General features: G+C 44.8%; 18 protein-coding genes. All 18 read right to left on the bottom strand.

All coding sequences use genetic code 11. The annotated features are described in order from the left end of the window. Positions 1 to 382: 382 nt before the first annotated feature. Positions 383 to 1,198, bottom strand: coding sequence for a cyclase family protein (locus tag EAE91_RS13675; RefSeq protein WP_214088981.1), 816 nt, complete (start codon positions 1,196 to 1,198; stop codon positions 383 to 385). Continuing rightward, positions 1,191 to 1,904: a 4'-phosphopantetheinyl transferase family protein gene (locus EAE91_RS13670; protein WP_214088980.1), complete on the bottom strand. Its 714-nt coding sequence runs from the start codon at positions 1,902 to 1,904 to the stop codon at positions 1,191 to 1,193. Before EAE91_RS13670 ends, EAE91_RS13675 begins: the two co-directional genes overlap by 8 nt. Before the next feature lie 2 nt (positions 1,905 to 1,906). Further along, a complete protein-coding gene (locus tag EAE91_RS13665; RefSeq protein WP_214088979.1) occupies positions 1,907 to 2,683 on the bottom strand; it encodes an SDR family oxidoreductase in 777 nt (258 codons plus the stop codon). Between the two features lie 993 nt (positions 2,684 to 3,676). Then, positions 3,677 to 3,868, bottom strand: coding sequence for an XRE family transcriptional regulator (locus EAE91_RS13660; protein ID WP_214088978.1), 192 nt, complete (start codon positions 3,866 to 3,868; stop codon positions 3,677 to 3,679). Between the two features lie 104 nt (positions 3,869 to 3,972). Then, positions 3,973 to 4,920, bottom strand: coding sequence for a BsuBI/PstI family type II restriction endonuclease (locus EAE91_RS13655; protein ID WP_214088977.1), 948 nt, complete (start codon positions 4,918 to 4,920; stop codon positions 3,973 to 3,975). Next, complete coding sequence (locus EAE91_RS13650) at positions 4,920 to 6,386, bottom strand: Eco57I restriction-modification methylase domain-containing protein (protein WP_214088976.1); 1,467 nt, start codon at positions 6,384 to 6,386, stop codon at positions 4,920 to 4,922. The genes EAE91_RS13655 and EAE91_RS13650 overlap by 1 nt, the downstream gene beginning before the upstream one ends. Before the next feature lie 186 nt (positions 6,387 to 6,572). Further along, positions 6,573 to 7,952 carry a VasL domain-containing protein gene (locus tag EAE91_RS13645; RefSeq protein ID WP_214088975.1) on the bottom strand — a complete coding sequence of 460 codons (1,380 nt, stop codon included), beginning with the start codon at positions 7,950 to 7,952 and terminating at the stop codon, positions 6,573 to 6,575. 51 nt (positions 7,953 to 8,003) lie between these two features. Next, a complete protein-coding gene (tssE, locus tag EAE91_RS13640; protein ID WP_214088974.1) occupies positions 8,004 to 8,438 on the bottom strand; it encodes a type VI secretion system baseplate subunit TssE in 435 nt (144 codons plus the stop codon). Positions 8,439 to 8,441: 3 nt separating this feature from the next. Continuing rightward, the gene (gene tssJ / locus EAE91_RS13635; protein WP_214088973.1) at positions 8,442 to 8,978 is read right to left on the bottom strand and encodes a type VI secretion system lipoprotein TssJ; all 537 of its coding nucleotides are present in this window, start codon (positions 8,976 to 8,978) and stop codon (positions 8,442 to 8,444) included. Next, positions 8,959 to 10,035: a type VI secretion system baseplate subunit TssG gene (tssG, locus tag EAE91_RS13630; protein ID WP_214088972.1), complete on the bottom strand. Its 1,077-nt coding sequence runs from the start codon at positions 10,033 to 10,035 to the stop codon at positions 8,959 to 8,961. Before tssG ends, tssJ begins: the two co-directional genes overlap by 20 nt. Continuing rightward, the gene (tssF, locus tag EAE91_RS13625) at positions 9,999 to 11,765 is read right to left on the bottom strand and encodes a type VI secretion system baseplate subunit TssF (RefSeq protein ID WP_214088971.1); all 1,767 of its coding nucleotides are present in this window, start codon (positions 11,763 to 11,765) and stop codon (positions 9,999 to 10,001) included. Before tssF ends, tssG begins: the two co-directional genes overlap by 37 nt. Before the next feature lie 89 nt (positions 11,766 to 11,854). Then, the gene (gene tssA, locus EAE91_RS13620) at positions 11,855 to 13,453 is read right to left on the bottom strand and encodes a type VI secretion system protein TssA (protein ID WP_214088970.1); all 1,599 of its coding nucleotides are present in this window, start codon (positions 13,451 to 13,453) and stop codon (positions 11,855 to 11,857) included. Between the two features lie 165 nt (positions 13,454 to 13,618). Then, the gene (locus EAE91_RS13615) at positions 13,619 to 14,386 is read right to left on the bottom strand and encodes a hypothetical protein (RefSeq protein ID WP_247983011.1); all 768 of its coding nucleotides are present in this window, start codon (positions 14,384 to 14,386) and stop codon (positions 13,619 to 13,621) included. 192 nt (positions 14,387 to 14,578) lie between these two features. Beyond that, positions 14,579 to 15,610: a putative type VI secretion system effector gene (locus EAE91_RS13610; RefSeq protein WP_214088969.1), complete on the bottom strand. Its 1,032-nt coding sequence runs from the start codon at positions 15,608 to 15,610 to the stop codon at positions 14,579 to 14,581. 76 nt (positions 15,611 to 15,686) lie between these two features. Beyond that, positions 15,687 to 16,688: a putative type VI secretion system effector gene (locus EAE91_RS13605; RefSeq protein WP_214088968.1), complete on the bottom strand. Its 1,002-nt coding sequence runs from the start codon at positions 16,686 to 16,688 to the stop codon at positions 15,687 to 15,689. Next, on the bottom strand, positions 16,685 to 19,291 hold the full coding sequence (locus EAE91_RS13600) for a T6SS effector BTH_I2691 family protein (protein ID WP_214088967.1): 2,607 nt from the start codon (positions 19,289 to 19,291) through the stop codon (positions 16,685 to 16,687). The genes EAE91_RS13605 and EAE91_RS13600 overlap by 4 nt, the downstream gene beginning before the upstream one ends. A gap of 105 nt (positions 19,292 to 19,396) precedes the next feature. Beyond that, positions 19,397 to 19,888 (bottom strand): Hcp family type VI secretion system effector, encoded by a 492-nt coding sequence (locus EAE91_RS13595; protein ID WP_049584517.1) that lies wholly within the window; start codon positions 19,886 to 19,888, stop codon positions 19,397 to 19,399. An 816-nt stretch (positions 19,889 to 20,704) separates the two neighbouring features. Then, positions 20,705 to 21,106, bottom strand: a 402-nt coding sequence (locus EAE91_RS13590; protein WP_280520285.1) for a type VI secretion IcmF C-terminal domain-containing protein, incomplete at its 5' end; no start/stop codon positions are given.

Below are 21,106 nucleotides of genomic sequence, written 5' to 3'. Positions count from 1 at the left end.
CAATTTACTCTTAAAAAATCATCCAGAAAGTAGATGACAAATTTATTATTATAGAGCTGATATATTCACTCACAGTTCAATATAGCCAAAAAACATAGCAAAGATAATATATATTTTGCTAACTTATATATCGCTTTAATCATTGATACTTCTGATTAAATCGATGTATCTACTCTACCTCTAGTCATTAATTTATACTGAGCTATATCTTTGCGGATTCGATACAAGTAAATCATGCAATATACCATTCATACCTTAAGCACCTTTTTCTAAATATCTAAGGCATATTCAGGCATATTGGATATTAGATTTAATTGTATGATCTTGAAGTCTCTTTTCTGCTCATATTTCCCCCGTCTTACCATATAATTATATATTATTATTATAATATTGCGACCACTCGACTCCATGAAGCATCTGCTTTCTCTAGTTTTATTGGAAAACAGCACACTTTAAATCCATAAGGTTTAGGAATACTAGTTAAATTACAAAGCCGTTCTATCTGTAAATAAGGATGATCCCGTCCGATAAAATGAGATGGCCATAAGCAATCTTTATTCCCAGTTTTTTTATAATCGTTAATCATCTCGATGAATGGCCGATCAAAGCTAAATGCATCTGTCCCAATAATCTTTACCCCTTGCTCTACTAACCATTGAACAGCACTACTTTCAATCGCTCTATAGTGAGTAAAATAGGATTTTGCTCCCAGGAGTTTATCAGCTCCAGTATTGATAAGGACAATATCATTTTCTTTTATTTTATAATTAATTTTCTTTAATTGGTTTTCTACCGCCTGTTTATCAATTGACTGATTATCATGACTAAAATCAAGTAATACACCATGACTATAAAACCAATCCAAAGGAATATCAGTAATTGTTGCTGGTTGGTCTTGCCCTTCATGCCACCCATAGTGGTAGGGAGCATCAATATGCGTTCCGGTATGCGTGGTCAATTGATAATACATCAGTGATAATCCCATACCATCGGGAAAATCATTGTGATCAATGATCCACTTTTTACGTTTAAACCGTTTTACAAAGGCTCTTTTCCACCATGAATTGGTATGGAAATACAAATAACTCTCACCTAATTTATTGGCACCCTCTTTATGATCAACGACTCCCCTAGTTACTTTCTCAGGTTCCCAGAAATCACAATCTATAGGAACACTTAAGTCAATAATATTACTCATCTTTGTTCCTTATAATTTCGGAATAGTTTATTTCCTTGATATTTGGTGTATAAATCACCTTCTTTTGAGATAAAGCACAAACAAATTGCTGATGATGAATCAATAATGTGCTCGCCTCTAACTCTTTCATATCTTTAACAGAATCGGGATTATTAGCTAATAATTTCTCATGTAAAGTCGAAGCAAATAATTTAATATATGCTTCAAGTCTAACCCAATAATATAATAACATTAAATGATAATAATTCTGAAATCCGGGACTCACTCCTGATCGTTGTTTTAACATTACACCTTGCATATATTCCAGCTCTTTATCCTTAACAAAACATTCAATAATTTCTGAAAATTTTATCTTAGAAGGAGTGACTTCAATATCAACACCTATTTCCCTTGAACTAAAACCAATGGCACAATAGTTTCCTGACGCACTCAGTGAAAAATAATATTTGAAGTCTTGCTCCGTGGATATATAAGGTTTTCCGTTATCACTCGTTATGATTTCATAATCAGATAAATATTGACTTAAAACATAACGTAATGCAGCCCGTCTAAATATAAATCTTTTTCTTCTATCCGCTAAACAAATTTGGTTATGGCGAACTATATCAGAACGGTGAATTAACTGTTCAATAGACACTAAATCCATATCGTCGATTTTTATAATCCAAAGATCAAAAAAATCAGATGATAAAGAAATGCCGTCCATAATTAGTAATTACCTAATCCACCACACACATTAAGTGCTTGAGCGGTTACAGCCCCGGCGAGAGGAGATGCAAGATAAGCAACCATTTCCGCCACTTCATTAGGCTCAACATATCTTCCGATAGGAACACGCTCTTCTACTCTTCTTTTCGCCTCAGCGACATCAGTGCCCCAAATTTTGGCGTAATGTTCTCTGACACGCTCCGCCATCTCACTCTCAACAAACCCAGGACAAACTGCGTTAACCGTAACACCTGAACCATTACGTGCTAATTCAAGCCCCAAGGATTTAGTCAGGCCAACAACACCATGCTTAGAAGCAGAATAAGGCGTACCATGAATAACACCTTGTTTCCCACCGGTGGAGGCAATATTGATAATTCTGCCGCCGGATGACATTAATTTTCTTGTCAAAACTTCATGTATAACAAAATAAGTGCCATTTAAATTAACGTTTATGACATTTTGCCAGGTTTGTGGACTTATTTCGGCAGTAATACCGCCACCAGCAATACCAGCACAATTCACAAGTACCGTCAGTTTATTATCTTCAAGCTCCAGTTGGTCAAATGCTTTTTTAACATCTTCATGATTAGAGACATCACAAACTATTTTCTTGGCAAATTGACTACCATATTTATTGCGTAACTTGCCAATTGCGCTATCAAGACGCTCAGGAGTACGCGATAATAATATTGGTTCAAAGCCATCCTCAGATAATCTTTCTGTAATTGCGAAACCAATATCTCCTGTCGCGCCGGTAATAAAGGCATATTTCATCTGAACTATTCCTATTGTTATTTATACCCGTCATATTTCAAGTTGCCTCTTTGTTGGCTGCACTCGCTCACCCCAGTCACATAGTTACCTATGCTCCCGGAGATTCGCTCCCTTGCCGTCGAAATACATCTTGAAATCTATAGGGCATATATTATTGCTATTCACGAAAAAACTCGATTACCCCTAACAAGCATTATTCACAAATTAGTGACAGTTTTTGTCAGCATTTACGAAAAATATTAACCTTTTTACGTAAAAATCAATAATATATCGGTGTTATATTTACAATAACTTATAATACCAAAACTCTTTATCATGTCACTATACAAATTCATATTTTCTGACTAATCAGAGAGTAAAATAAATGATCAGCAATAATCATCTAATTAAAAAATGCTATAAAACAGCATGTTAAAAATTAAGCGTCGGGTTATTTTTTCATGGAGTAACAATCGATAGATGAGACAAAATACAATATAGGAAAACCTGAAAGCTTCTATTACCTATTTCTTAAACAGGCTGATACGCTCAATTAATCCTATTGTTGGCACAGTTTGATGACAGGACATATTCCAAGCACACACTCTTACCACCAGTATGTCAGACCGTTTAAAACTGGCGATATACCAACATTAATCACCGGCTGGCTTATGTGACAGTTTAATGTATGCCTGATTCTTCTATAGAATAGAACTTTTAGTTATATTAAATATAATCAATAAATATATTACATCAACGTTATTAAAAGGCATCAAATATAAAAATCATGACTTACAACTATCCTCTATTAGAATAGTTTAGATCTTAATTTTATAATAAATAATCTGCTTATTAATAATAAGTCTTACCAGATATTTATTATAGTATTTACGCGACTTTTATTATTTTATCTACCGCGACAGCCACCATACCGTCGTGATAACTAAATTCAAAATTCCAACCGAGCCGATTTAGCATATTGAATAATTTATCAACAGTGTGGTTTTCCAGCTTTCAATTAATGATCTCGCTAATTCTCGCTTGAGTCGTTCCCAAAAGCTCCGCCGCTTTTACCTGACTTAAACCGCGCTCCTGAATCATCTTACGGATGATCACCATTAATTGAGCGCGAATATGTTTATCATTTGCTTCGTTAGGATTATTGCAGGATGAAACATAAGGGTTTTTCGTTACTATAAATTCCATCATCTCTACCTTAATCAGTACCAGAGCCGAATAAGCAAGCTATATCAAGCAAGAATCCATATCAAATTTGATATAAACGCGATATCTATCCAAACACGGTACACTCATTCGTAAGGGCCAAGGAAACGCACCCCATTAAAGTGAATAAGATGGGACGGCGCATCTGCAACCCACACCTCACTCTCCCATGCAATTTCGCCAAGGTAGCGGCTCATAATACTTCGATTCGGAAAGGCAGTAACGTAGACCAAACCGGCGGTCGATCCGGCAAATAATTTGGCAAGCTCAGCGTGCCGCTTGCCATCAACTGGGCCATGACTAGTGACAGACTCAACCAACAACAACCAATTTTTCGCAGTGTAATGCAGTACCACGTCTGGCATCTTACCATGTGAATCTACATCAACACCCAACCCAGATAGCAGTACAGAGTCGAAGTAACCCCACTTGTCGCCAGTATCACCAGCGTAGACCAACACACTACCCGGCGCAAAGCGTGGGGCAAAATCCTCGATAATCGCCCGGATCAGCGTGCTATGCTCCCCGGGGCTGAGAGCAATTTTCCTCCCCGGAGCGATCTCAACAGGAATACGATTATGTTCACGCTCTTTGGCATAACGGGCGCTCAACGTTTCCCGCTCGGCCAAATAGGCTGTTAGATTGTCATACCACTCAGGCATACCAAAAGTTCGCAACAAAGCTAAAGTAGCAGGTTCAATCTGGTAAACCGCCTTGGGGCTGTTCACCGCTCGGGCGGGTTTATCTGGATTGTAAAGGGCAATACTCGCATGACAAAACTGATGCATAGTCTGACGGCGAAATGTCTCGCGGGTATTCGGCGCATATTCTTTGTTGTAGAACTCTCGCACCCAGTTCATGATGGGTGTGATGCCCAAAAGCGGGTTTTCCGCAGCAGCCCACGCCTTACCCGGCGTAAGGTTCAATAGGGCCAACAAACACAAAGCAGAACGTTCATTCTGCTGTGCACGCGGCAGCCCCAAGGAAGTGATGATCTGGCACGCAGCTTCGATATAGTCGTTTTTGTCGTTCATTAGATTAAGCTCTCTAATTTGGCATCAATCATAGTTTGCGTAAGTTCTCCTTGCTGAATGGCCCACTCGCCAAGTTCAATCAAAGTGTCGCGGCTCGGGTACTTCATCATCTTGAGGTCAGTTGCATTAACCTGAGTATGGCCGTTGAAACGTCGAAAATTTTCATCAACAGCCGTCGTGTTCAAGAACACGGCCAAACCACGGGCCAATCGTTCGGGTAAACCGTGCTTGTTCTCATGGAATAGGTTTAAGTGGTTCTCGAAGCCCAGTACGGGCGCGTCACCAAATGTATCCGGTTCAACCACATTCGCCATGATTCGACGCTTTTCCTCTTTGGACGAAAAACGCCGTACCACACAGTAAAAACCACTTGGGTAAAGCCATTTTTCAGTATCAGTGTTGCGTTCAATAGCGTTGGGCTTTTTCATACCTTCGATGGGCCATCGAGTAACGTTGCTACTGAAATGGCCGGGGTAGAGTAAAGGCACAGTCCCCGGCCCCGGCATGCTGTGCAGGTGCGCTTTCAGCCGGAAATCAACCACAGGCCCAGTAGATACCTTGATACCAAGGTCAGCCAGTGTGTAACGGATCGCCGAAGATAGCTCAAGGATGCTTTTCTCCGGCGACGTAGGCACATGGATAAATTGCCCGGGGTCATCCGGGAATATAATCCGATCAAATGGATACTCATGGGTAACAAGATCGGTGAAAGTGTCATCAGTCGAAGTTGATACCGTCACTGGCCCTGGCTGACCACCACACTCAAACCGGATGATGATGTTCTCTTGCAAAACCTCATCATCTTTGAATGCCTTGTTGCGCGATCCAAATAGGTGCATATGTCGGATAGCCGCACGCTCTAAAATGAAATGACGGAACGGGCGGTAATAGAGTCCATTACAGAAGCTGCGCGGGATGATCGCCACGATCTGCCCACCTTGCACCGTCTCAGACACAGCAAGCGCCACAAAGGCCGAATACAGGTTTACTGTCTCGATACCAACACGGCGCAAAGCCAGTCGATGCGCTGAATTACTGTTAATCTTTTTGTAAGGCGGATTGAGGATCGCATGTGTATAACCTTGCTCCTGTTGACCTTCGGTCGTTGCCAGTTCGATATAATCACCCACGATAATACGCGGCGTCACACAACTGTATCCCGCCAAGTGCTGCGCTAGATAGCCACACAAATTGCCATCAATCTCGTAAGCCGTCACCTCTGCGGACTCAAAATCAAAACCGCCCGTCACCCATCGTTCAAGGAAAGCGCACGATAATGTCCCCACCCCTGCGCCCGCATCTAACAGGCGGCAGGTACGCAGAGTGCTAGATGGAAAAAGGGATGCCATAAAACGGGCTACGTTAGCAGGAGTCATGAATTGACCAAGCTCAGCCTTGCGTTTCTTAGTAATCCGGGGAGCAATCTTACGGCGCACACGGTCTGCTGTGTCGAGTTGTTGGAGCATTATCGTATCTGGATAGTGAATTTCGTTCAGTGTAAATGATACGTCACTGAGCAACAATGAAATCTGATTTTACCTCATGTCCTCTGCACTGACTGTTTTAACAGCCATAAAAATAGATAAAACATCCCCTCTCCTTCATGAGCAGCATGTTAACCCGATTTTATTAATTTCTTACTTTCCACAAAGTTACCCTCCTACTTTCAGCAACAAATAATAGCGATTCAGCAATTGATTAAAACGGGTGTTAATTTGCATCAGTAATGCCAGCGATACGGTACCGCTCTTTTTTTGTTCCGCCAGTTGACGCAGCAACTCCTCTAATGGCGGAGTATTCGCCAACGGCTGCCGAATGCCAAACACCATAGACTTCAATTCAGAACCGGTGAGATAACGACCGCGTTTTTCATCCAATGCGTCAAGTCGTTCTGTCAGATGTTGCAGGCGTAATTGGGCTAGATGGTAATTTTCCAACTCCTGCATAGGCAGTGCCGCCGCCTCACGCTGGTGTAACCACTGATTTTGCATCTCCTGTACTGCCTCGCTGGCCGGCCACAATGTACGTAGCTGTTGTAATAGCTGAGAGCCATAATTCAAAGGCCAAAAGGCTGGCAAAGTGGTTAAATTTGTCAGTTGCGCACGACTCGCATCCAACGTTTTATCCTGTAACCGGCTCAATAGCGTCGCATTGTCCGATTGGTGTAATTCGGCTAGTTGAGCTGGCAGCAGTGTCTGCGGTAACGGGTAGGTCGTCGCCAGCAAAGCCTCAACCAACGGGGACGGTTGTCGCATCCTGTCCACCAGCCAACCGCCTGTCACCACCAACGCACAAAATGCAACCCCCGCCACAAAACCGTGCCAAGCTTTCCAGCGCGAAGCAGGCACAACCTGAGCGACTTTGACTTGCGGTTGCACCGATGAGATTGTCTCCTGTACCACATAAATCAGTTGCGGCGAAGAGGGTTCTTCGGGCAGCAAAATAGCCTTGCCCTCAACAGGCTGCGCAGAGGCAAGAGATACCGGTACCGCGCCCTTTTCCTGCTCCAGACACTCTAATCGCCGGGCGCTGTTGTGAAGCTGTACACGCAAGCTGTCAAGTTTACTGACATGTTTCAGCTCCAGACGTTGGAGCACTTCGCACAGTTGCTCAAGCACCTTTTCCACCCGGTAAATGAGCGGCAAGTCAATATAAGAGAAGACGCAAGTACGCAATATCTGCTGTAAACGCGCAACCAGCCAGGCGAAAATTTCAATCCGCGCATGCGTTGGTTGAGGCCAGAACTGCGCCCATTGATGGCTCACTAATCCATCAATCAATGCTAATCCTTCATCAATACCGGCTAATCCGGCGCGTTGAGCGCGGGCCAATGTGTACCAGGCGGCACTTTGTAGCTCTACGCCATTTAATCGAAACAACACCAGACAAAGTTGTTCAACTCTAGCCCAATCAACATCAGGTCGAGCCGGATGGTTCAATTTACCGATTTCTTCTTTCAGTGCGCTGAATTCCGGCAGTGCGCGTGGGTCATCCCCGGTATGTATCGTGTTACCGGACGATATTGTAGTCATAACAGTTATCCTTATCAGGCTATTTCAGCGTTAGCCTGATGAAACAGAGAGTTACTCTATATGGCCTTGTTGACGTAAATGGCGGATTAATACCTTCCCTTCCGGTACAAATTCCGTACTAAAACGCACTAATCCTATGTCTTTCAGCTCAGCGTTGATGTCATAACGCAGATGCCCCGGTTCAATTTGCGGTAGTAACGTGATATAGACTCGTTTCAAACGCGGCTCATAGGTCAACAACGTGTGTTCGATTGTGGCAATCAGATTCTGTGACGACGCAGGCAGCCCTTGCAAAATGACGTTGAAATCAGGCAGACCATAATCCGGCAAATGAGCCAGCGAGCCCGCACGACTGCTAAGGATACGCTGCATATTATCCATCACGGATAAAATCACTTGATTTCGTTCATCGATCTGCTTGAGATCCAGCCCACCGTTAAAGTTAAACATCAACATTTCGTAAAGCGAAGGTCTTAGATGTTTCATTGCTCACCCCTTCATCGCATTCAATGTCAGAGTGCCGCTACCCAACTCGATCGTGCGCGGTTTATCAGCATCCAATTCGTCACGTCTGATCACCAACCGCCAACCCTTATTGGCGGCATCCGGTGTGTGAAACAGCCCCACAATCCCAACAAATCGTGCCATTTTCTCCATCGGCATGTTCAATGACACACTCCCCTTCGGTGCCACTCTGATATCCCGCTGCGCCAGCCAATCCGCCTTAAGCGCTTCACTGTCGTCCTTCAACAGTTCCCCATAACTGGCGTGCTCAAATGCTTTATTGTCTTTAAGCTGATAAACACGTACTACCGTGCTCAATGGGATTTGCGCGTCGGTGGTGTTCAGCGCACTGCGTGCACTGAAATCTAAACGCAACGTTTTCACCTGCTTATGAAAAATGGATTGCGTAACGGCTGCCGTGCCATCAGTTACGGTCTGTGTCAGACCACATCCGACTAACCCTTGCGCCATCAGGCAGACTATGCCGCCCATCATGGCTGATTTAAAATTGATAGCTGCCATTCTCGGCCTCCCTATATTGATAACTCGGTAAAAGCCCTTGATAGCGCCCCAGATTAATTTTCACCATGCCAGAAACCGTTTGTGATCCCGGTTTCAATCCCAATACGCCTGTACGGCCTAACCGAACACGCTGTTTCCCTAACTGTGCTGACGGCAATACCCATTTGGGTAAGGTGAGCTGTAATCGCACGTTACAACGCCAGCCCAGATAAACACGTAGCAACACCAGCAGGTCGGTATGCAGTTCCCCTTGCGGTAACCACCCTTGAGCTTCATCGGTATCTTCGGTATAGAGATCAATCACCATTTGGCTGTTAACATCCGTCCCAACGTTGCCCAATACTGAACGTTGAGAAAGTTGAACCGGATGGTGACGACTTAAGCGAACCGGCTGGGTTAACCGCACTCGTCTGCGATCATGGGGAACCACCTGTACCTGCGTGAGAGGAGCCAACAGCTTGACCAGCGCCATCACGCCTTCCGCTATCCGGGTTGGCAACCGCATGATGCTGAGCAGTGCCAGAAAGCGAGAAGCTGGCGTGGCAATATGTTGCTGACTGCCGGCGATCCCCAAACCAATCAGCCCAAGCAAGCATTGTGATGTTTGATCTTGACCACTCGGTTCATAAGTCGCGGGATAGGAATATTTACGCCAGATACGGTAATACTGGGTCATCATTCGATGATTAAAAATATCCAGAAAGTCTGCGACGCCTTCATAGCCTTCACTCTGCTGGACAACATCATTCAGATAAGCCGTCGGCAGTGGCGAATCGACACCATACAAGCCGAGAAACGTCGTGCGTACTGTCGGTGGCAACTCCGGCTGTTGCTCATCCCACTCCACATTTTTCAGTTCACCGGCGGGAAAACCCATACCGGGATCAGGCCGGAAACGGATCGGATCATCACCGGGCGACATCGTACTGCCCAACGGCGGACGGCCATCCCGCATACTTTCCAGCAACTGACAAAAGCGATAAAAGTTAAAATCGTAAATATTCGGTGCCAGTTGCTGCATCAACCGGGAATACGCTGATTGTGATTTTCTTGCCATCGCAAACATCTCCCAGAAGGTTGAAGGATTAGTGTCAATTGGTTAAACAGATGAATATCGGTATATAGCGAGAAGAAACGGTTAAGCAGCTCACCGAACAAGAAAATATCGCCTTCGCCGGAAAAGCCATTGCTATTCAGCGTAATCTCAATATCAACGCCCCGGAGTAAGAAACCCTTTTCAAAACGTTCGATCAAAGCGTGTTTCACCCCAACAATGGCATCCAGACAGCGGCAGTTCATCTCATCATTTGTCCAGTTATAAAGCCCTAACGTGCCGCGCAGCACCTCTGGGTTATCCATCATGCTAAGAAAGCTAGAGCCGAGATGACTCAATATCCGCCAGTGGAAACGGTCGTTCGCCGGGGGATAACAGGGCAACGTTGGCGAACAGAGGTTGCTTACGCGCAGCGTGCCCGCGGCGGAGTGTAGTGTCTGTTCAAGTTGTGTATTACGTAATGCCTGACGAGGTAACTGGCCGTTGGTACCGGTAATACGCAGTGAAAGGGTTTCATCATCAATCTCTGGGTCAGTTTCAAACGATTCTCCACCGAGGATCAGCCAGGTATCGTGCAACCCCGAAGGACCTCGACATACACGAGTATGGAAATAACGCTCCGGTGCGGAACTTCGCATGATGCCGCCCCGATGGCGAAAGCTGCTAAACGGTACAAAACGCTGAGCATCACCTCGTCGGGAAGAGGAGACTTCATCCACCGAATAGATTTCGGTATGACCATCCTGAATACGCATCGGGCACAGTAGATACTCATTTTGCAGCCGCGAAATGTGCATCGGATCAGCTTCAACACGGAACAAATTGATTACCGGCACACAATGCAATCGGATATTTTCCGCTGAAAACTTCAATTCATAGGGCCACAGTTCACTGAGTACGATATCCAACTCAAACCAAGGCGTACCGGTCGGAATCTCTAACGAGTCCAAGCCATTGAGTGCCACAAACATAAATTTTTCACGGAAAGTAAAATATTCCAGTAACAACTGATAGCCACTGAACGCACTCTCCTGTTTCGGCCACAGAACATCATCATTATCGAATCCCATTGGGGAAAAAGAGCCATTCTCAAGATGAGAACGCTCTTCCTGACTAGGTAAACGCGTGTAAATGTGTTGAGTCTGTCGAGTCAACGCCAGATGTAAGGCAGAACTCACCGGACGGCCCGCTTTGAGATACAGAGGCAGCCGCGCTAAATCCACTTTATCCCATTCGGTCAACTGACCGCAGTCAAAACGCAAACGGATTACTGAACGGCCGTCGGCTTCATTTTGCAACGTCGCAGAGGTGATATGCAGCGGTGTAATCTGCACATCGCGGGTAGTCCGGTAATAGCAGCGGGTCTGGCTTGGTCCTACGGGCTGAGATATCACTTCAAACCCTTTAGCGATCACTTCACTTTTTGGCAACGTCTGATAATCAGGTGCCAATTCAACAATGGAAAGTGAAGGAATAGTGCGCAGATAATGCGGCCACAGCAGACTCACCAGCCCTTCCGTCAGTTCCGGTAAATCATCATCAAGTTTCTGACGCATCCGCCCCATCAGGAAAGCAAAGCCTTCAAGCAATCGCTCGACATAAGGATCAAGATCCCGATCGTCACTCAGATTCAGCATGGCGGCCCGATCCGGGTGAGCCTGCGCAAACTCTTTGCCAGCTTCACGCAGATAGTGCATTTCCGCCTCGTAATAGCGGAGAATTAAATCATCCATATCATCACTCTTAATGGTTGTTATAAAACGAAAAATAAAACACGTTGAGAAGGCGTACAGTTGCGCCTCCACCTGATAAGCAGAGTCAATTAGCCGCAAAGCACCGAAGCTCTGACCGGATCAATCGCCACCAATCCAGCCAGCAGAGCCTCCATCCGTTGCGCCATCCTCGCTTTATCATGTTCACTACGTTGGGCTTTCATGCGCAGCAACTTAAGCAGACACGCTTTCACCTCAAACATCAGTTCCGGCTCCCATTCGCCAAGATTGAATTGCTCATCGGCGTCAAGCTCAGTCAACAAATGCAGCGCCATTTCATTTTTGCCGTATTGCTCAGCCACCCGCGCCATCAGCAAGCGCTGTAACCAGCGGTGACGGGCCCCATTAATGCCGGGCAATTGCCCCAGCCAGCGCAACGCCGCATCAATGCCCTCGCTGTCCGCCAGTTGCAGCGCCTCCGCTTCCAGCGCCAAAACATCATCATCATGCCGAGGTTGCACCGGCAAATGCTCAAACTGCCAATCGGCCTGATTGTCATGAACCTGTTGGGCTATCCAACCGGTTGTCACCTCATCCGCAAAGGGCGTCCCATCGTTATAGGCCATACTCTCCAGCCCCGGCAGCCGCTCAAGCAGTATTCTCAGATCGTGTTTCATGATGTCCGCCCAACCTTCGTAAGGGCAGCCCAATCGGCTTAATGCCTGACAGAGATACCATTGCAAATCCAGCCAAAAATGATTCACCCCTTCCGCAAACATGCGCTCGGCCTGTTCCAATAACTCATGCCAGTTCTGTTGCCGGTAGAGCCGCTTTAACTGAGCGCGATATTCAGTGCGGGGAGGTACCAGGCGGGTACGCTCATCGGCATCCTGTGGTGGTAGCTGATGTACGGTATCCCAACGGACACTACGTATCAGCCGGGCAGAAGAGAGCCAGCCCTGAGGTTGATCACACAGATAACGAACCAGTTCACGCGCCTGATTCAGCAGATCACGCCCAGATTGCACCTGACGCCACGCGGGTGGCTTACCCGGCGCAGACGCCTTGCTCTGCCCCGCCGATGGCGGTACCGGAGCGGCGGTTTGTGGCACCACCGCACTCACGCCACCGGACTGAGCTAATCGGTTTTCCAGTGTTCTTGCCAGCCCGACGAAGCTTGGACGAGATTCTTCATCCCAAGAGGAAAATGATTGTTCCAGTAACACCAACGCGGCCAGAATGTGGTCAAAATCAGTCCGATTTACTTCTGGATAGCGTGATAAACTGTCCCGCATTTTTGCGCCTGTCAGCCACTCCAGCGCAGCTTTACGGCTGCCAGCCCGACTGGGCAACAGGGCTTCGCCAAAACGATCCGCCATTCCGGCCAATAGCGCCAACCCTTCCGCCAGACCGCGTTCCCCCTCACAATGCAGCCTGGCCCACACATAGTAGGTCGCCACGCGGACATCTTTGCATTTGGTGGTCAACAACTTTTCCGCCAGTTGACAAATCAGGGCGGTATCAATACCACTGAGTTTATTGACCTCCTCCCGCATACACTGAAAATCGTCTTCATAAACCGGATCATTACCTGTGGGCGCATCAGTACTAATGGGTAATAACCAGCTTTCCCACCGCGCCGCATTCTGCCGAGCTTCGGCAAGGGCATCACGTCCAACAAAACAACTCTCAATTAGCTGTTGCAGCATCTTTATATTCTCCTTTGACGCTGAATATCTCTGTCAGCCTCTGGAATTCTGCTCATGAATAAAGAGACAGAAATAACTTCACCATCGCTATTGAGCTGATTGCTCAAGCGAATAACACCTTTAAACATCATGATCCCTATATTATTAAGGATAAATTTTTCACATTTAGAACGTGATAATATTATGGTTCGGATTATCCAATGCGGCCTGTGAAAGCCGCTTGATGACTTTTATCAGATCGTCTCTTTCAACAAACTTCTTTGAAAATACAATATCGATTTTTTTATTTAAATTAACAGCAAGCAGCACACGATTTTCACGCTCTTCCACCCTATTAATACAGCCATAAGGCAAGAAAATCGTTTTACTCAACGCGGTTGGCGTTAATAAAAAGCCCCCTTCTGTCTCGGCAAAGAAATAACGACCCTCTGTTTTCCGATATGAGAGACAATGCATAGCCGTCATCATCACACAAATATTACTCGCACCCTTAATTGACATAATCAGCGTTATGCCACCCAAAATACACATCCTTTTCCAATACCTATCCCGAAAAAAATAGACCGTGGAATCAGGAGTGATATTACCTGCCTGATATTGATATTCATAGAATGGGGATAGTGCAACTCTTTGAATTGACAACAAACATCCAATGAAATAAACCGCGCCAAAGGGGAAAAAACAAGATGCAATAAACGAACTGATTTTCGCATACTTTGGCGCTTTGAGAATAACAAACAGATTAACCACCTCCAGCAAAATAATAATCAACATCAAGGCATTGAATATTGGTGATTTAGCAATAAGATATTGCTCTCTATAAGAAAATTCAAAATAACCAGCACTCACTACCTTTATAGCAACCAGTAAGACTAAATAGGTTAATACATTAATAGCCAAACCTATCCAAACCATTTTATAGATCTGATTCACAAAAAAACCTTAATTTACACAAAATTACATATCAATCGCATAAAAATAGATAAAACTTTACATTGGATAATTCGTTACTGAATTTTCCGAAAATAAGCAATCTCTTAATATCGCCACAACTCTTTATCGATAATCTTGGGAACTCACCATACATGCTCTCTTTAATTGTTTTTCACTGCTTTATTACTTGAATCAGTAATAGTAGTAATAGCTGGAGTAACAGCTCTTATCTGGCAAAATCCTCTGACTCTCCCTATTCAACTTTCCATCCGGGGAATTAGCTTTGATCTTCCTCAGCCTCTTTTTTGTGAATTTCTCAAGATTAATTTCCGTGGGATTAGGAAACCCCAATACAGTAAAAATTTCCTCAGCCAGCCTGAGTGTTGGTTTAGGATTCCTCATGCAATAAAAATAAACTAATGATGAAAGGATAATGGCTATCACACCAAAAGACAAAGACATATATTTTACACAATTCACCATATATTCAACAAAGTATTCCACCACATATTTTATAATGAACTCCCCATTTTCAAAAATCGCATCGATCGTGAATATAGGAAAAATAACCACAGAACCATACCAGACGACACGTATATTATATTTAGCATTTGAATGAATACCCTGTTTACAACGTGGCGTCATAGAAACCACTCTTAATGCGGGATGAGCAATCGCATAAACCATATAATGCCCCTCCTGCTCGGTTACCGCTAATTCAACATAATCCCCCACCTTTGCAGAGGTAAACCCAAGCCAGCCGTGGAAGGGAACGCCATTGATTTTTCCCCGGACAAAATCACAGACATCACTTATCCTAACGGTGGTTTGTGAATCAGTACCCGAGGTATTTCCCGCTATCGACACCCCTACTCCCCGATACAATTTCCGTTCATTCTGACAAGCAAAGGCGGCTGGAGCATATTCACGATCAGTAAAATAACCAATCACACACAGGGCCTCGAATTCTTCCAATACACCACTCACTTTGATTAACGGCTTACCCGGCGGCAATTCCGGTGGCGGCGGCTCTTTTGCTAATATCGCATCCAGCTCAGGGATTTTAGCTTGAAGATTCACTATTTCCTGTTCTGCTCTTTTTTTGCTATCGGGAAAATTGATGGCATGTTTTCGGTTTACATCAATATCAATATCAATGCCCTTTCTCTGCCTTTTGATTTCATCAAAATCAATAGCCTCTTTATAAGGACGATAGGTACTCATATGCCGTCCTTAATTGCTTCAACAAAACTTTTACTTTGTTCTTCATACAGTTGCTTCCTATTTTTAATTACTTAAATCAGTAATAGTAATAATAACTTATAAAACAATCTTTATCGGGTAAAACTCTTTCACCCTCTTTACCAGATTGCCCGTCCGGGGAATTAACCTTGATCTCCTTCAACCTCTTTTTTGTGAATTTCTCAAGATTAATTTCCGTAGGATTAGGGAAACCCAATACCGTGAAAATCTCCTCAGCCAGCCTAAATGTCGGTTTAGGTTTTCTCATACAAGAAAAATAGATTAACGGTGAAAGGACAATCGCCATCAAACCACAGAGTGAAGCGATACATTTTATATAACCAAGAATATCTTCTCCGTTTTGTTCATCAAAAAGGCTCGGTATCATAAATATAAAAAATAGCAGTAAAGCAAAATACCAAGTAGCGCGTATCTGATATTTGGCATTTGAATGAATCCCCTGCTTACAACGCGGCGTCATAGAAACAATCCTTAATCCGGGATGAGCAATGGCATAAACCACATAATGCCCTTCTTTCTCTGTTACCGCTAATTCAACATAATCACCCGCTTTGGCTACAGTAAACCCTAACCAGCCGTGGAATGGGATACCATTGATTTTCCCCCGCACAAAATCACAGACATCACGCTTCCGAACGTTAGTTGACGCATTAGACCCCGAAGTATTTCCCGCCAACGACATTAATAGCCCGCCATACAACTCCAATTCTTCCTGACGGGCAAAGGCAACCGGATCATATTCACGATCGGTAAAATAACCAATCACACACAGGGTTTCGAACTCTTCCAATACGCCGCTCACTTTAATTAATGGCTTACCCGGCGGTAATTCCGGTGATGGCGGCTTTTTTGCTAATATTGCATCCAGTTCAGGGATTTTGGCTTGAAGACTCACTATTTCTCGTTCCACTCTTTCTTTGCTATCGGGGAACTTGATAACGAGCTTTCGGTTTACATTAATATCAATATCAATGCCTTTTCTCCGACTTTTTATTTCATCAAAGTTAATAGCCTCTTTATAAGGACGATAGGTACTCATATGCCGTCCTTAATTGCATTAGCAAAACTGTTACGTTGTTCTTCACACAACTTATCTTTCTGTGATTCAGGGTAAATCCATTGCGTGGATTGCAAATTTTTCGCTGGCTCCAAACCAAAAACACAACTTCTGCACCATTTTTGTAAGTCATTATCAGAAAAATAGGTCACTAATGCTTCAACCACAAAAATTAACAGCATCGCCTCCCAAGTGCACAACCAAGCAAGAGTCTCCCACACTAAAAGCTTTGCTACCCCCTCAACAAATAAATTTTTAGAAGAAAGTAATGCTCTATCAATTAAAACTTCTAATAAACCATTTAATGCTTTTACTAATTGCATAAAATCATAAGCACTTTTAAGACAGTAAAGGCCAATAAACTGCCAGCGCCCTCTGCCATGCCATTCAGAATAAAGGTCACTGGCATCTACCCCCAGATTTAATGCAGAAGAGAGTGTTCCCGCACTCGCTCCAATAAACTTAATAGTATCGGTAGCAACCAAATCCTTTATTCCGTGCTTAACTATCGGTTCCACAATCTCCATCGCTGTATTCAGTGTGCTTAAAAACGCTGAGGTCACCTGCGCTTGACTCTTAACATCCCCTTTACTCTCTTGCAACTGATTGGAAAGCTCCAGAATATTGGAAGCCAAAACTAACCATTTAATCCGAGATTTTTTTAATACTGGCTCTCCTTCGGCGCTGTCTGCAAATACTTTAAATCGATCCTGATATTTATTACTTTTTTCTAACCGTGCCTCAGAACCCGGCTTCTTAAGCTGCTCCAACACCTGCTGCCGAAACGCATTACCGTCCTTAAGTTGTGATACCGACAGTTCAACCATCTGATCAAGCGGCACACCTGAAATCACCGATAACAGCGCTTTACTCAGCATTTCATTCATGCTGTCCAGCACTTTTCCTAAGCGAGTAAAATTCAAGAACCGATCCCCCAGCGTGACCAGTCGCCGGTCACAATGCAGCATGGCACGAGCAAAAGTACTGTTGGATTTTGGCGGCTTTTCCAGTGCTTCATTCGCTTTATCGTAGGCTTCAATCAGTTTCCCACTCAGATCTGACACCACTTTCATAAAATCAGAGGGTGCCGCCGGTTGATGGTTATCCTTATTCAGATTCATCTTCTGTAAAAACCCGTCCATCTCTTTCATCACTTCCGGGTTATTCAGCAATAACGAGCGCCAGACAATATTTTCCGGCGACAACGCGGAATATTCGTCAATTAAAGCATCTAAATAGGCACAACCGGTTTCGGTCACATTAAGCGAAGCGATGGCATAATCCACTGCCTCACGATAATTGAGATTGTCCTCCAGTTGGGTGGTATGAAAATCCTGACAACTGGTGATAAATCCGCTCTGTTTCAGCCAACTCACCCTTAACTGGGCCAGTTGTTCCAGCTCCTTCGCCACATCGGTGCAAAGATCGGCATAACATTGGTTAAATGCCTGTCGTTTAGCCAGATTCAGCTCCGCGGTATATTTCTTCCAATCACGGGCAACACCTTTCTTACCCGCTTTCTCCATGTCACGAGTAACATACTCTTTGAGCTGAGCCTTCTGCTGATCGGAAAAAGCCTTGAACTCTTCCTGCTTAGTGACTTCAAGCGCTTTATCAACCTGCCCTTGCACATCCGCGGCTTTCAATTTATACAGTTGATTTTCCACACCATTCAATGAACTGTCAGTCATAAACTCAATCGACAATTCATCCAGAAAGGTTTTATGCGCCCCGGCGATATCATCACTCCAGCCCGCTAATTCATGCGCTATTCCTATCGGATCATGCAACGCGATTAACACCGGCGATACCGGCGTGCCATCCGCAGCCCGCCCGCGTTTTTGCATCGCTCTGACCGTAATGTCCGCACATCCCGCTCGCTTGCTACTCCACGGATACAAGGTGCTCTTTGGCCTCAACGCACCGTGATAAACTTCGTAGTAGGGCGCTTCTTCTAATGTCCGGCTGATACGCAGCACTTTCCGGTTACAAGACAGAACATATTTGCCGGAATCATTGTCGCCCAGACAGTAATCGATGACCCCATTCAGGTTTTCTATCGTTGCCTGAGCAATCCCGACCCCTTCCGGCACCCCGCGCCACTGCCACGGTTTCACGCACTGCATCCGCTTTTCCCGCGCTTCGCGGTTGTTGTGATAATACTCGATGGTCTCCCTGCTCCACATTGAGGGAGAGAAAGCCAGCCAGGTCTCCTGACGCAAAGCAATATCCCTTAGCGTAATAAATTCCATATTAGCGCTCTGATGGGTCGGCGCATGACAATCTGCGGTTTTCTTGGGGAAAATACCAAAAGGGGCATTCAGATTTCTCCACAGTGCGCCATCCTCGCTGACGCTCCAGGTATCCCAGCTCTCCCGTTCACCTAATCCGGCATTCGCATAATAGACATACAAAAATCCCTGCCGTAAGGCACGCAGCGCATAATGGTAACCCGGCGCAGAAGGTTCTGGCGTTTCCGCCCACGCAGGCAAGGTTTCCGAAACATCATCCGGCACCACGGTATAACGCACCGGCAACAGCGCCGGTCCGGTGGACTCACACATCCAACATAATGATTGATTCATCACAAAATCTCCTGTTCTCCCGAGGGGAGGGAAGACAGGCACCGCAATCATACCGGTACCTGTTAGATTTAAAGTGGCTGACATAACCGCCAGCCCGTCAACCTATTACGCCTGATTGCGCTCATTCCACGCATCAGAGTGAATGATGTTGCCGTCTTTGTACGTCCAGGTGATTTTTTCGTAACGAAGCTCGACACGTTCCAGATGGTTGTGCTTCTCTTTGGTCGGATCTTTGATGTCATGCATCAACGGTGCTACTTTCACCACCTTCACGTTGTTCAGATGAGTGATGAAATAGACCTTCTCCTGACCGGCATCATCAATTTGGTACCATTTGAATTCCGCCGATTTCAGGGTCTGACCAGACGTCACCGCTTTATACAGATACGGGCTAGACGCATCGACCTCTTTAGTAAACACCAGCGGCGCATGCACGCGGGTGCCCGTCAGCTTGCCGGTATTGTTATCCGTCGGGATATGTAGCGCATGTTCCAGCGCCACCACCTCGATACTGCCCTCCCGGTTGTGTACATCCACCGAGCCTTTAATGTCGGCACCGCCGTCATCTTTCAACCATAAATACGCAGGGATTGCCATACCCATGACTCCTCTATTATTGAATGGGTAATGCCACCAATATCGGTGACGTGATTAAAACCCTAACCGAATACATTTTCGGTTTTCATCCCCGGTAAATTCGGGGAACAGTCAATAGATGCCGGTATTTCCTGACTCGGCAGTTAACCGGGAGAAGAATAATCATATAGCCTGACACATGCGTTCAAATTAATAGATCCAATAACGGCATAGACAGTTATTGAATAATTCATATCCTCCATGCGGGTGCATATTAAAATCAAGTCTTTTTTTATCAAATAGCACAAAATGTTTAATGATAACGGTAAAATTCATTATATCTAAACCAAACATAAACAGAATGTCATTTATTTGGATAAAAAGATCGCATTGATTAAAATAATATGATAGTGACTCACTATACAGATATTTACATTTCTCATCACCCTAACGTAAAAATACACTTTTACTTTATTTTCAATATGTTAATTAATTCGAAAAATACAACACCGGCATTATTTCATCCTCATCATGACTCAGATTCATTATCATCAATACGTTACCGACACGTAAAAAAGAATAATTCTCAGTTATATTATGCGAATGAGAATAGATTTCATTATTGAGAATAATGTCATCGACAATAGCTTCCCTGTTATTCAGGGCGACGATGGCCCTGCCTCATAATAAAGCATTAAATATAAATAAGAATATCATGATGATATGCTTATAAAGTATTGACTATCAGATGAATCATCAGACTCAGTGACATATTCCGGGGATAACCGGCAATATCACGCCATTGATCATCCCCGGTTTATGCCATCAAATAAGCACTTATTCTTCTTCGTTGTTATTTATCCCCGGCACACTGAGGCTATTTGCCTTATTCTCCACAAAAATCGTTTTCGGCAATCTAAACCCCCGCAGTTTCAATAACGCCAGCGGCCCTTTCCCGACTTCGGTCCGCAGTACCCAGGTCAGCGGCAACCCTTCCGGCGTGGTAAATGTCAGCCGGTAACGGCTTTCATCCAGCATCTTCACCTGAGCCGCCTCCAGCCAGCGCATCAATCCCCACGTCCCCGGATAGTCGCCATACAGCCGCGCCCCGCTATTCACCCCGGTCCAGGTCAGCGCCACCCCGGGATTATCCTCGTCCCCCGGCCAGCGTAAACGCTGCCAGCTCTCCCTCTGGTTAAAGTAACGCAACCGCTGACCGTCTATCGTCAGGTCCGTTTC

Source organism: Photorhabdus noenieputensis, from assembly GCF_018448935.1.
Classification (GTDB): Bacteria; Pseudomonadota; Gammaproteobacteria; order Enterobacterales; family Enterobacteriaceae; genus Photorhabdus; species Photorhabdus noenieputensis.
This window is presented reverse-complemented; position numbering and strand designations above follow the sequence as displayed.